This is a genomic window from Candidatus Zixiibacteriota bacterium (assembly GCA_016933955.1).
Classification (GTDB): domain Bacteria; phylum Zixibacteria; class MSB-5A5; order GN15; family PGXB01; genus JAFGTT01.
The window spans coordinates 69008-82170 of the sequence record JAFGTT010000032.1 but is presented as its reverse complement, the minus strand read 5'-3'; the positions used below and the strand labels follow the sequence as shown (position 1 = coordinate 82170).

Genomic DNA, 13163 nt, shown 5'->3' with positions numbered 1-13163 from the left:
TGACATGATTTTCCGCCCTATTAAAGTGAATGGTTTCAATTTCAATCCAAATAAAAATAGCGCTAAGGGACCGGTGATAAATTGGATTGACAACAGATACCAATTGCGATATAATTGAAGTCTCGAAGTCTTGTTAAAAGATTGGCGTGTAATGGCGTAAATGGTAATAAATGGATCAGAACCGTCTTAAAACACTTATCGAACCGGTCGAACCCGACCTGACGATTTTCGATAAACGCTTGGGGGAGATACTCAAAGGCGATACCCCGCTGATTTCCGCCATCGCCCAGCACCTGATGCGCTCGCATGGGAAAAGAATGCGGCCGGCTCTTATGTTCCTGGTTTCGCGGGCCGGGGAATTTTTTACCGAATATACTATCGATGCCTCGCTCTCCATCGAGTTGATTCACACCGCGACTCTTCTGCATGACGATGTCGTCGATGATGCCGATATGCGGCGCGGGATGGAAACCGTCAACAGCAAATGGACCAATCTGGTTTCGGTTCTGATGGGAGATTACCTGTTTGCCAAGGCCTTCCGGCTGATGGTTTCGGCCCAGTCGATCGATCTGGTCGAGGCTATATCGCAGGCCACCGAACGGGTTTCGGTGGGGGAATTGCGCCAGGTCGAGGAAACCGCCAACTATGATCTCTCCGAGGAGGAGTATCTTAAAATTATCGCCGATAAAACCGCCTCGCTTTTCGCCGTATCATGCGAGGCCGGGCCGATTCTGGCGGGCCGGAACGGGCAGACCCGGAACCAGTATGCCGCTTTCGGTGAAAAAGTCGGACTGGCTTTCCAGATTGCCGATGATCTTCTGGATTATGTCGGCGATGCCGATGTTACCGGGAAAGAGCCGGGCAACGATGTCGTCAACGGTAAAGTAACCCTGCCGCTGATTTACACTCTCCGTAACGGCGAAAAAGACAAAAGCCGGGAAATATTGAGACTTCTTGGTAACGGGATTGACAAGGGCGGTTTTGAGAGAATATTAAAATATGTCCATGAATCGGGCGGTATCGAATACGCGTACCGGCGGGCGACCCAGATTGGCAGCGAGGGGCTGGAAAAGGTCAACGGACTGAAAAAATCGGTTTATTATAAATCACTGACCGGGATGGTCGATTTCTCCACCTCACGAGCCGCATAGCCGGGTTTCTTCTGCCTCCCAATTTCGGTCGGAATAATGATTTACCTGTATAACTGAATATGTTTGGCATCACCGAGATTTCCATAGATTTTCTAACCGGCCGGCCGGTGGTCACGGTTCTGTTTTTTATCTTGTTTGTCATCTTTGCCGTTTATCTCTACCGGCGCACCAATCCACCCTTGTCGCGCGGGATGAAAATACTGCTGACCGGTCTCAGGATTGTCGCTGTGGTGGCGGTTTTTCTGGCCTTGATGGAACCGGTGCTGTCGTACCGTCGGGAGTATGAAAGAAAAGCGAGACTTACTATCCTGGTCGATCACTCGAAAAGTATGGATATCATGGAAAACGATCTGAGTCGTTCGGCCCGGGTCGATTCGGTTATGGAGAGCGGAGAACTCCGGGATTTTATCGGTAATTTCGACTATGAAACGGTGCCATTTGCCGGTCTTGCCGCCGGAGAGGATAATGATAATCTCGACCGCGATCGGACCGCTCTGGGTGAAGTCCTGACCGCAATGGCCGACCGGCAGATCGCCGCCCCGGCCGAAGCCTGGTTGCTGTTCTCCGATGGTATCTCCAACAGCGGAATTGCCCCGGCGGAAGCCTCGGCTCGTATAAAAACCCCAATTTTTTCAATCGGGGTCGGAATCCCCGCGGCGGAAAAGGATATCGCTCTGGCCGGACTCGATTATAATCAAATCGTGTTTGCCGGCAAACCGACTGCGGTAACGGTGCATCTTGAATGGCAGGGTATGGACAACGATCGGGCGAAAATCCAGGTCCGGAGCGGCGAGAAAGTTTTATCCGAACAGGAAATCAAACTGCCGCCGGGCGATTTGAAGGATGATATCGTTTTGAAATTCGTTCCCGAAAAACCGGGACAACAGACTTTCCGGGTTGTGATTCCGGGATCTCCGGATGAAATATCCGCTGATAACAACAGCCGATCATTTTCGGTGACGGTGTTAAAAAGCAAGATGGAAGTGCTTCTGGTGGCACCGACCCTGGACTGGGAATACGCCTTTTTGAATCGGTTTTTATCCCGGTCGGAGTCGGTCGATTTGACCCGGGTAGTCTTCAAGGATAATGATTATTTAACCGGCTCTTTTCCCGATCAACAAACCAAACTTAACCGATATGACCTGATTATTCTCTGCGACATAAAACCATCGGCTCTTAAATCCCGCAAGAACCTGTTTGATTCTTTTCTGAAAGATAAAGGTGGTTCGATCCTGGTTTTGCTGGGTGAAAATTACCTGATGGAAACCTGGCCGCGCTGGCTTGATGATTATCTTCCGTTCATAAATACCCGCCGGGGAAGTTCGCTGGTCTATCTGAAGTTTAACGGTGCACCGGCGGAGAATTATCTTTTCCATCCCGCCGTGAGAATCGCCGACAACCGGCAGAATATCAGGGAAGCCTGGCGCAATCTGCCGAATTTCGAGGCACTGGTGCCGATTGATTCGGTTGCACCCAACTCCGAAATCCTGGTAACAGCCGATCTGGGCCGGGCGGCTATGACGGCGCCGATAATCGGCTACCGCCATTTCGGTGGCGGGCGGGTGCTGGCCACCGCGGCTTTGCCCTTCTGGCACTGGGCCTTTTTCGGCTATGGTTTTGGTGAGGAGCCCGGAGAGTACGGTCGGTTTTTCGATGGTCTGGTCAACTGGCTTTCCGTCCGCGAGGAGGCCGAGCCGGTTCGCATAATACCCGACAAGGCAGTTTACACCCGGGGCGAAAAAGTCGGTTTCACCGCCTTTGCCTATGATCTTGGGTTTCGCCCGATTGAGGGGGCAGGCGGGTATGTCGCCATGGCCGCCGAGAATGGCAAGGATACCTCCCTGGTTCAACTGATTGATATGGGTGAGGGAAAATACCGGGCCGATTTCGAGATCCTGCCATCGGCTCGCTACAATTATTTTGCCGTGGCGGAGAAAGATGGCCGAAGGATTAAGGAAAGTTCCGGCCAGGTGGCGATTGAGGGTTATTCGATCGAGGAATTCCGGCGCCGCCCGGATTTTGAAAATTTGAACGCCGTCTCCCGGCTTACCGGCGGCCGCTTTTATCCTGTTAACGGCATCGATTCTCTTTATCCGGTGGTGCCCCATGATAAAATCACCGTCACGGTCCAGAATGAAATTGTCCTCTGGAATAAATTCTGGCTCCTGGCAATCTTTATTCTGGCGCTGGGGCTGGAGTGGTTTATTCGTAAACGATTGCAGCTGATTTAATATTCCATCGCGGCGTAACATGTACTAAGGCAATTGCCGTCCAACGATCAATCGGATCAAAATCTTTTAATAGGAGCATCAAAATAAATATTTGATATATTACTCTCTCCATATTATAATGGGCTCTGTTTATGAGAAGAGGAAAGTGACCATGAAAATTGCAGTGATTGGATCGGGTTTGATGGGTCGGGCGGCGGTTTACGACTTGAGCCGTGTCGAAGGAGTTAAAAAAATCGGATTGTTCGATTTCGATCTGGAACTGGCTGAGGAAATCGCGCGAAAATACGGACAGGAAATTACTATCGCCGGAAGACTCGATGCCGGTGATGAGGACCATGCCGCATCGCTTTTACAAGAATACGATGCCTGTATATCGGCCGTAACCTATAAGTACAATCCCGGCTTAACCAGGGCGGCCATAAAGAGCGCCACTCATTTCTTCGATCTCGGCGGAAATAATGATGCCGTCAAGGCGCAATTTGAGATGAGCGAGGAGGCCCGGGCCACCGATATCGTGGTGATTCCCGATTGCGGTCTGGCACCGGGACTGGTTTCTATTCTGACCGCGGCCGGAATCGCCGAATTCGATAAGGTTAAATCGGTTAAAATCAGGGTCGGAGGCCTGCCACAGACTCCTCGACCGCCGCTTAATTACCAGATGGTGTTTTCTTCGGAGGGTTTGATTAACGAGTACTGGGAACCGGTCGTGATATTAGAAAACGGCGAAAAAAAGACCGTTAATCCGATGACCGGTCTGGAGGAACTGGAATTCGACGGAATCGGGGCCCTGGAGGCTTTTTATACTTCCGCCGGAACTTCGACCCTTCCTGACACGTACAAAGGAATTGTGGAATTCCTGGATTATAAAACCATCCGTTATCCGGGCCATTGCCAGATGTTTAAACCCATGCTGGAGATTGGGCTGGGTTCCCGGAGTGAATTGAAGGTGGGTGAGATTACTGTTCAGCCTCGCGAGGTTTTCAAAAAAGTCCTTGAGAAAAATCTGGGTTTCAATGATCCCGACCTGGTTCTGGTCAGGGTGACGATCGAGGGAGAATCTGCCGGTGAAGCCGGTAAACTGGTTCATGAAATTATCGACCGCCAGGATTCGCGGACCGGATTAACCTCGATGATGCGGATGACCGCATTCCCGGTGGCGATTATAGCCTGGATGGCCTGTTCCGGGAAAATTTCCCATCGCGGTGTAGTGCCCCAGGAAGTCGCGGTGGAGCCGAAATTTTTTATGGGTCAGTTAAAGAAAAGAAATATTAACCTGGTTATCAGGAAAGAGTAAAACCGGTTTATTACCTGCCGCCAAGAATCGTAATCAGATCGGCCAAAGAAGATTCCGGAAAATGGCCGGAATATCCAACGGCTCGTTTATATAGAGGTTTAAATCCATTAAATCGAATTTTATTGATATGGAATCGGAACGGAGATACAATTTAATTGAGAATAAATGCAAAAAACACTTGAAAAACGTGTAACAATTGTCCATATTATGGCCCAAAGAGGCGTATAAGAATAATAAACCGGAAAGAAAAAAGCAGAAGGAAGGAAATATGCAACTTTCAAGAAAAGCTGATTACGCGTTGCGAGCAGTGATGCATTTTGCTGGTTTGCCCAAGGGGCAGTTGGCTTCCATCGGAACGGTGGCCAAGGCCCAGAGTATTCCCCGGGAATTTTTAGCGAAGATTTTAAAAGACTTGACCTGGGCGGGAATTCTGGTTTCCTATCAGGGTGTAACCGGTGGCTATCGCCTGGCTCGTCCGCCAAAAGATGTTACTTTTCTTGATGTGATAGAAGCGATGGATGGCCCGATTACTCTCAACCTTTGCATTGAGGGCGATAAATGCTGTGAGCATTATAAAGTCTGCCGTATGAGAGACTTCTGGATCAAGGAACAGGATCATTTCAAAAAGGCTTTGACCCGTGCCAACTTCGCCAAATACAAAGCCATCCTGAAAGACTAAATATTAATCCCTTTCTTGGGATTGCGACCGGGGGTGAATACCACCCCCGGTTTTTTTGTTCCCCAACGTAATTTTCTCCCGGACCAATCGTATAAGGTACTGGAGAATCAAAATCCATTATTACGCGGATGGTATGGGCCGGCTATTATAGGGGTTGATTTTTGGGCCTTAATATAGTAATATTTATGCGGTTTTTAAGGGCGTAATTCAGCCGGTTGACTCGGCGGGAAACCGGAATTTCGGCTTGAATGTCGCTGTTTATTTCTTAAGCGGAATTGAAGAAATTGAAGTCGGGAGCAATGCCTTATGAATTTCGAAGATAAAGATTATAAAATCAGGGTCGGCCTGGCGGAAATGCTCAAGGGCGGTGTCATCATGGATGTCACCAACGCCGATCAAGCTAAAATCGCCGAACAGGCCGGAGCGGCGGCGGTGATGGCTCTGGAACGAGTTCCCTCGGATATCCGGGCCGAGGGCGGGGTGGCCAGAATGGCCGATCCTGAGGTTATCGAGGCTATTAAAAAGGCGGTTTCGATACCGGTCATGGCCAAATGCCGAATCGGGCATTTTGCCGAGGCCGAAATCCTCCAGGCCCTGGAAGTCGATTTTATTGATGAGTCCGAGGTCTTAACCCCGGCCGACTACAAATACCACGTCGATAAATGGAAATTCCGGGTTCCTTTTGTCTGTGGTTGTCGCAATCTGGGCGAGGCCCTGCGACGAATCGCCGAGGGAGCGGCCATGATTCGTACCAAAGGAGAAGCCGGAACCGGTGATGTTTCCGAGGCGGTTAAACACCTTCGAGAGATAAATTCGGCCATGAAACGGCTGACCTTGATGTCCGACGAGGAGCTTAATGGAGCGGCCAAAGAGATGGCGGCCCCGTTGACGGTTGTCAAGATAGTCGCCAGACTCGGCAAATTACCGGTACCGAATTTCGCCGCCGGCGGAGTGGCGACTCCTGCGGATGCGGTTCTGGTTATGAAACTTGGGGCCGAGGCCGTTTTTGTCGGAAGCGGAATCTTTAAATCAGCCAACCCGGAAAAACGAGCCAGAGCCATAGTGACGGCGGTGACCCGGTATAAGGACCCGAAAGCGGTGGCTGAGTGTAGTCGCGGTCTGGGCGAAGCCATGAAGGGTATTTCCGCCGCCGCCATTCCGGATGAGGATCTGCTTCAGGTCAGATAATCTTTGACATTGATCGCCTATGTATTCACATCTGACGATTGGCGTCCTGGCACTTCAGGGCGATTTCGAACGACATTTGTATCGTCTGTCGGCCCTCAAAACCAATTGCCGGGAAATAAGAACCGGTGGAGACCTGTCCGGTCTTGATGGTCTTATTATTCCCGGCGGTGAATCCACTACCATGAGTATGCTCCTCGACCGATTTGTTATGCGCCCGGAGATGGAGCGTTTCTGTTTCGAAAAACCGGTTTGGGGGACCTGCGCCGGGATGATTATGCTGGCTCGGGAAGTTGATGATGTCCGGGTCAAACCTTTGAAAATAATTGATATCTCGATTGCCCGAAACGGGTACGGCCGACAGGTGTATTCTTTTCATACTGAAGTAAAAGCCCATCTGAATGGTCATGATGTTTCGCTCCCGGGTTCTTTTATCCGCGCTCCGGTGGTTATGGATGCCGGCCCGGAAGTCAAAATTCTGGCCCGGCATGATAATTCGCCGGTTCTGCTGATTCAAGGAAAATGCCTGGTCAGCTCTTTTCATACCGAGCTGGATGACGACCTGACCTTAACCCGATATTTCCTCGACCATCTGGTAATGGACACCGGCGTGATATGAATTACAGACGATATCGCGGGCGGAGTATTATTCGATTTTGGATTCGTATCTTATGAATATGATAAAGATTAAGAAAATTATCATAGCCCAGCATTACGGATTCTGCATGGGGGTCAAGCGGGCTATCTCGATTGCCGAAAAAACCATGACCGGGGATGAACCTGTTACCATTCTGAACGAAATAGTCCATAACGATGCCATTGTGCAGAAATTCTCGAAATCGGGGGTAGGACAATCCTCGGATATTGATGAAATTACAAGGGGAACAGTAATTATATCGGCTCATGGAGCCTCACCCGAGGTGATTACCAAAGGCAGAAAACGGGGCTTGAAAATAGTCGATGCTACCTGCCCGCTGGTGATTCGTATTCACAAAATCATCCGGCGTCTGGCCGAGAACGATTATCATATACTGCATTTCGGCGATCCGGATCATGACGAAACTATTGGAATTGTCGGTCATGCTCCCGGAAAGGTAACGGTGATTCAGAGCCTTGAATCTTTGAAAAAAGCAGGCGATTTTGAAGGAAAGCTGGCTCTGACATCGCAAACCACGGCCCGAATCGCGGATTTCGAAGAAGTCGAACGAGCCGCACGCAAACTTTATCCGGGAATTGAAGTTTTCAACACCATCTGCAATGCGACCGGTCAGCGGCAGGCCGCCATTGTGGCTCTGGCACCGGAAGTGGATCTGATGCTGGTGGTGGGTTCGCAAACTTCGGCCAATTCCAAACGGTTGGCTAAAATCTCGGCTACCATTTGTCCCCGAAGCTTTTTGATTAACTCGGCCAATGATATCAGGCCGGAAATGTTTACCGGAAATGAACACCCGGTTGAAACAGTTGGCCTGTCTGCCGGAGCATCGACTCCCGACTTTTTGATTGACGGCGTTAAAGACCGCCTGATCGATATGGCCGGGCGACGGGTGGATATTGTCTATTCCGGCCAGAGATGCCGGGTCAACGAACTGGTTATGAAGAAGATGCCGTTTGACTTGAATGGGTAATAGCCGCTTTTTCGGATACGTCCTATTTTTGTAAATGTCGTCAATGCTAATTCAGATTGGCGGCATATTGTCTTGCCAATTATGGGCAATTCGCTTAAAATAGTCTATGACAGCTTTTGACCGGATATCCGTCTGCGGAGCCCATTATGACAGATACCGATAAAACCAGAGAACAGCTTGAACAGGAATTGGCCGAATTAAGGGGCCAGTTGAAAATAATGAATGATTCTCTGGCCCGCTTCGAATGCTTCGAAAAAGCCCTCCCCGACAGCGGCCAGCAATATTGGGGCCTGATCCAGAATATGCATGAAGGGGTGGTGGTCCAAAATGAGAAGGGCATCTTTGTCTACGTCAATAATAATATCTGCCGGAAATTAGGCTACGCGGCGGAGGAGTTAATAGGCCGATCAGCAATCGATTTCGTGCATGAAGACAGCCACAAGACGCTCCTTGGTCAAATGGAGTTCAGGCGGCAAAACCAGGGGGCGGAGTACGAGATTATTCTCAAACGCAAGGATGGGGGCAAATTCCACAGTATCGCCTCGGCCAGTCCTCTGATTGATCCCAACGGTGAATATCGGGGAAGCTTTGCCCTGATAACGGATATATCCAGTCGTATTGGCGCCGAGGAGGCTCTGAGGGAGAGTGAGGAAAGATATCGGAAGGTTATTGAAAACGCCGGTGAGGGAATTATGGTGACCCAGGGAAACCGGGTGACATATATCAATAAGAAGGGCGAGCAAATCACCGGCTACAGCTTTGCGGATCTTTCCGAAATCGAAGTGCGGAAGCTGATTCACCCCGATGATTATCCCTTGATACTGGAGAGGTATGTTCAACCTGTAACGGGTGTGTCAGAATCATTTTCCTTCCGGGTGAGAATATATAATCCGCAGGGAGAAATAAAATTACTGGAAGTCAATGTAGTCGGTATTACCTGGGAAAATAGTCCGGCCCTGCTTCATATTTTCAGTGATATCACTGATCGACGACGGGCGGAAGAGGATTTGAGGGAAAGCGAGAGCCGCTATCGGTCGCTGATTGAAATCTCGCCGGATGCCATCAATGTTACCGATATTTCCGGCCGGATTACAATGGCCAACCAAAGATCGGTAAACCTGTTCGGTTTTGAGAGCCGTGATGATTTAATTGACCGGGATATTTTTGATCTGATTGTTCCTGATGACCGCGAAAAGGCCATCCTTGACGCCCGCCTGATCATTGCCGGCGGATCAGTTCGCAATATGGAATATCGAATGATCAGACAGGACGGCTCCGGGTTTTATGCCGATTTCAGTGCCACCCTGATTTGCGACAGGGATGATAAACCGTCGGGTTTCCTGAGTGTCATTCGCGATATCACCGTCAGGAAAAGTGAAGAAGATGAATTAAAAAAATATCGAGACCGGTTGGAGGATCTTGTCAGTCAGCGCGCCGCGGAATTGAAAGATATCAACCGGGGATTGAAAAAAGAAATTTTCGAGCGCGGAAAAATTGAACATGACCTGCGTGAATCCGAGGGAAAGTATCGACTGCTGGTGGATAATATCCCGGAGGTGATCTCCCTGATAGACCATGAGGGAAAAGTCCTGTTTGTCAATGCCGTCGGGGCCCGGGATATGCAAAGTGAAGCCGATAAAATTATCGGCCGCAAATTGAGTGATTATTTCCCGGCCGAATATGCCGACCACCAGATGCGCAGTATTCGAAGGTCTCTGGATTCCGGGGAAGAATTATATGAAGAATTCGAACTGAAAATCCGCGATGAGATCAGATGGTACGACACAACCATCCACCCGGTGAAGAACGATGATGACCGATACTCCTCGGCCATGATTATCGCCCGGGATATAACCAGCCGAAAAAAAGCCGATGAAATTCTGCAGGCCAGTGAAGAAAAATATCGTGCCCTGGTGGAAGCCACCGATACCGGCTATGTAATCCTGGATACCCTTGGCAATGTTGTCGATGCCAATATGGAATATCTCCGGCTGACCGGCCGCCGTAAAATGAAGGATATCCGGGGCAAGAACATTTCCGAATGGACGGCGCCGCAGGCCATGGAAAAAAGCCGCGAGGAATTCGATAAATGTATCCGACAGGGTTACCTGCGGAATGTCGGCCTTGACTATATCAATCTCTCCGGGGAAATTATTCCTGTCGAAATCAGCGCCAGGGTGGTCGAAACCGAGGATGACGATCGAGTTTTAGCTCTCTGCCGCGATGTCTCGGAAAGCTGGCTGGTTCAAAAGGCCCTGAGGGAAAGCGAGGAATTCAACCGGGCCATTATCGAACACTCTCCATTGGGAGTCTCGATCCGCAACCGGAACGGGCTACTGCTGGGGTATAATAAAGCCTGGCGGGATATCTGGGCCATACCGGATGATGATATCGAGGAGTACCAGAAACGAACCCGGCATGCCCTGCAATTCGATGAACATGATAGTTATCTCGGGGAGTGGCTGCCCCGGGTCCATGATATTTATGAACACGGCGGCTATCTTCATATTCCCGAGATTCAATCCCGAAAACACCGTACCGGAAAATTACGCTGGCTCTCCCAGCATTTTTATGCCATCAAGAATGACCGTGATGAAGTCGAGCGGGTAATAATCCTGACCGAGGATATCAGCGATCATAAACAAGCTGAAGCGGAATTACGCGATACCGAAGTAAAATTCAGGGAACTGGCCGATCTTTTACCGCAGACTCTTTTTGAAACTGATCTGGAAGGTTATATAACCCTGGCAAATAATAAAGGTTTTGAAACCACCGGCTATTCCCGGGAGGATCTTGAGCGGGGATTTCATCTTCTCGATTTATTCGAGCCGGATGATCAGGAGTTGGTCCGGAGAAAATTTGAAGAGAGACTGGCGGGCATTGCGGCCGATGAACATGAGTATAACCTGGTGGGTAAAGACGGCCGGAAAATACCGGTCCTCATTTATTCGGCGCCGATTCTGATTGATGACCGTCCGGCCGGACTGCGCGGGGTGATGGTTGATATCTCCGATCGCAAGCGGGCCGATGAAGCCCTGCAGGCATCCGAGACTCTCTATAGCTCGACCCTGAATGCCATGGATGATCCGATCCATGTCATTGATCGAGATATGCGTTTCACCCTGTTCAGCAAATCCTACCGTGACTGGTGCCGGGATCTTGGTCTGGGGGAAATCGAGGCCGTCGGCAGGAAGTTGATGGAGGTGTTTCCCTTCCTTTCGGATGCCGTCATGGAGGAGTATCACCGAGTCTTCACTGATGGAGAGATGTCGCGGACCGAGGAAATCACCTTTCTTAATGAAAAAAAAGTGATAACTGAAACCAGAAAAATCCCGGTGGTGAAAAACGGACAGGTGACCCATGTAATTACCGTATTGCGTGATATAACCGAGAAAAGAAAAGCCGATGAAGAACTGAAAAAACATCGTGATCATCTGGAGGAGCTGGTCAGAGAAAGGGCGGCTGAATTATCCGTCACCAATATCAAGTTGACCCGGGAAATCGTCGAACGCCGTCGAACCGAAGAACAGCTTCGCGAATCCGAAGAACGCTATAGGATATTGTTCGAGTCGGCGGCCGAGGGTATCCTGATCGCGGCCATTGATGATCTTACCCTGCTTTATGCCAATGCCGCGTTCTGCCGTCTCCTGGGTTACGCCATTGAGGAGTTAATGCAAATGACGATTTCCGATATCCATCCGGCCGGGGAAATGGATAATCTGGTTATCGATTTTTATGCCCTGGCCAAAGGAGAAAAATACATTTCCGAAAATATTCCCTGCCTTCGCAAGGATGGAACAATAGTCTATGTCGATATCAGCGGAACAGCGGCGAAAATAAACGGCCGGGAATGTAATCTGGGATATTTCCGGGATGTTACCGATCGACACCGAGCCCAGCAGGCTCTGCAGGAAAGCGAAGGGAGATTCCGAATGCTCTCGGAAGCTACCTCGGAAGGAATTATAACTCATCAAAACGGACGAATAGTCGATTTTAATCAAACGGCAACAATCATGTTTGGCTACGGCGCCGAAGAATTGCCGAAAATTAATTTGATTGATCTGGTCGAACCGGAATATGCTGAATTTATTGGCCGCAATCCTCATCAAGACGGAGAAATAGCCTGGCAGGGAATGGCCCGGCGTAAGGACGGCTCCGGCTTTCCAATAGAAGTCATCGGCAAAGCCTGCCAGTATCAGGGACAGACCGTCCGCATCCTGGCTTTTCGAGATCTCACCGAACACAAACGAGTTGAAAATGAGCTGATTAAGGCGGGCGAGGAACTTCGAGCCGAACAGGAAGCCCTTGAGGCAAAAAATATTGCCCTGAGAGAAGTGCTGGGCCAAATCGAAGCGGAAAAGAATGGAATCAAACAACAGATTTCAGCCAATATCGAAAAAATAATTGTTCCTTCTCTGAAGCGTTTCAAAGAAACCTGTTCCGAACAGCAGAAAAAACATATTGACAGCATCGAAAGCAGCCTGGAAACAATCGCATCACCCTTTATGGATAAATTACGAACCAGTCATAGTCGATTGTCACCACGGGAATTGGAAATCTGCCAGATGATAAAAAATGGTTTGAGATCGAAAGAGATTTCGGAGATCCTGAATGTATCCATTCTGACGGTTCATAAACACCGGGAAATTATCCGGCGAAAACTTGGTATCCGTAATGCGAATATAAACTTAAGCTCATATCTTCAATCACTATAAATACGTATAATTAATACGTAATAGTATCGTATTTTTACCTCATTGCCAAATATTAAAAAAATGCCGTTTATTAATAATAGCTGTGTCAATATCTGGCATCAGAAATACATAAAGTATCTGATAGGATTCTTTAAAAGTTATTTGAGGGAACAAAGTTAACGGCTCAGGTGTTCAATAGATGGAATCTCCTGATTGACTAAAAAAGAGCCCTTCACCCTTAAATTGCTGACTCGAATTCTGGTTACTGAATTATTTGAGGTTTCCTGAAATGACCGGATAAAAA

At 49.1% G+C, this 13163-nt stretch carries 8 protein-coding genes; all 8 read left to right on the top strand.

Translation table 11 applies throughout. The features are described from left to right. Window positions 1-170: 170 nt before the first annotated feature. The 8 genes from JXQ28_11635 to JXQ28_11600 all read left to right on the top strand — a co-directional run bounded on the left by JXQ28_11635 (window position 171) and on the right by JXQ28_11600 (window position 12880). The gene (locus JXQ28_11635; protein MBN2278384.1) at window positions 171-1151 is read left to right on the top strand and encodes a polyprenyl synthetase family protein; all 981 of its coding nucleotides are present in this window, start codon (window positions 171-173) and stop codon (window positions 1149-1151) included. Window positions 1152-1210: 59 nt separating this feature from the next. Then, window positions 1211-3382, top strand: a complete 2172-nt coding sequence (locus tag JXQ28_11630; GenBank protein MBN2278383.1) for a hypothetical protein — start codon at window positions 1211-1213, stop codon at window positions 3380-3382. A 151-nt stretch (window positions 3383-3533) separates the two neighbouring features. Continuing rightward, the gene (locus tag JXQ28_11625) at window positions 3534-4676 is read left to right on the top strand and encodes a saccharopine dehydrogenase NADP-binding domain-containing protein (protein MBN2278382.1); all 1143 of its coding nucleotides are present in this window, start codon (window positions 3534-3536) and stop codon (window positions 4674-4676) included. Window positions 4677-4944: 268 nt separating this feature from the next. Further along, window positions 4945-5355 (top strand): Rrf2 family transcriptional regulator, encoded by a 411-nt coding sequence (locus JXQ28_11620; protein MBN2278381.1) that lies wholly within the window; start codon window positions 4945-4947, stop codon window positions 5353-5355. Between the two features lie 306 nt (window positions 5356-5661). Then, window positions 5662-6543, top strand: a complete 882-nt coding sequence (gene pdxS, locus JXQ28_11615) for a pyridoxal 5'-phosphate synthase lyase subunit PdxS (protein ID MBN2278380.1) — start codon at window positions 5662-5664, stop codon at window positions 6541-6543. A 19-nt stretch (window positions 6544-6562) separates the two neighbouring features. After that, entirely contained in the window at window positions 6563-7159 is a 597-nt protein-coding gene (gene pdxT, locus JXQ28_11610; protein MBN2278379.1) for a pyridoxal 5'-phosphate synthase glutaminase subunit PdxT, read from the top strand. 52 nt (window positions 7160-7211) lie between these two features. Beyond that, the gene (gene ispH, locus JXQ28_11605; GenBank protein ID MBN2278378.1) at window positions 7212-8165 is read left to right on the top strand and encodes a 4-hydroxy-3-methylbut-2-enyl diphosphate reductase; all 954 of its coding nucleotides are present in this window, start codon (window positions 7212-7214) and stop codon (window positions 8163-8165) included. Window positions 8166-8311: 146 nt separating this feature from the next. Continuing rightward, window positions 8312-12880, top strand: a complete 4569-nt coding sequence (locus JXQ28_11600; GenBank protein MBN2278377.1) for a PAS domain S-box protein — start codon at window positions 8312-8314, stop codon at window positions 12878-12880. The last annotated feature ends 283 nt before the right edge of the window (window positions 12881-13163 follow it).

Excerpts from the sequence above, each read along its gene's own strand:
- JXQ28_11635 (MBN2278384.1), top strand. The coding sequence starts at position 171 with ATGGATCAGAACCGTCTTAAAACACTTATCGAACCGGTCGAACCCGAC.
- JXQ28_11630 (MBN2278383.1), top strand. The coding sequence starts at position 1,211 with ATGTTTGGCATCACCGAGATTTCCATAGATTTTCTAACCGGCCGGCCG.
- JXQ28_11625 (MBN2278382.1), top strand. The coding sequence starts at position 3,534 with ATGAAAATTGCAGTGATTGGATCGGGTTTGATGGGTCGGGCGGCGGTT.
- JXQ28_11620 (MBN2278381.1), top strand. The coding sequence starts at position 4,945 with ATGCAACTTTCAAGAAAAGCTGATTACGCGTTGCGAGCAGTGATGCAT.
- pdxS (MBN2278380.1), top strand. The coding sequence starts at position 5,662 with ATGAATTTCGAAGATAAAGATTATAAAATCAGGGTCGGCCTGGCGGAA.
- pdxT (MBN2278379.1), top strand. The coding sequence starts at position 6,563 with ATGTATTCACATCTGACGATTGGCGTCCTGGCACTTCAGGGCGATTTC.
- ispH (MBN2278378.1), top strand. The coding sequence starts at position 7,212 with ATGAATATGATAAAGATTAAGAAAATTATCATAGCCCAGCATTACGGA.
- JXQ28_11600 (MBN2278377.1), top strand. The coding sequence starts at position 8,312 with ATGACAGATACCGATAAAACCAGAGAACAGCTTGAACAGGAATTGGCC.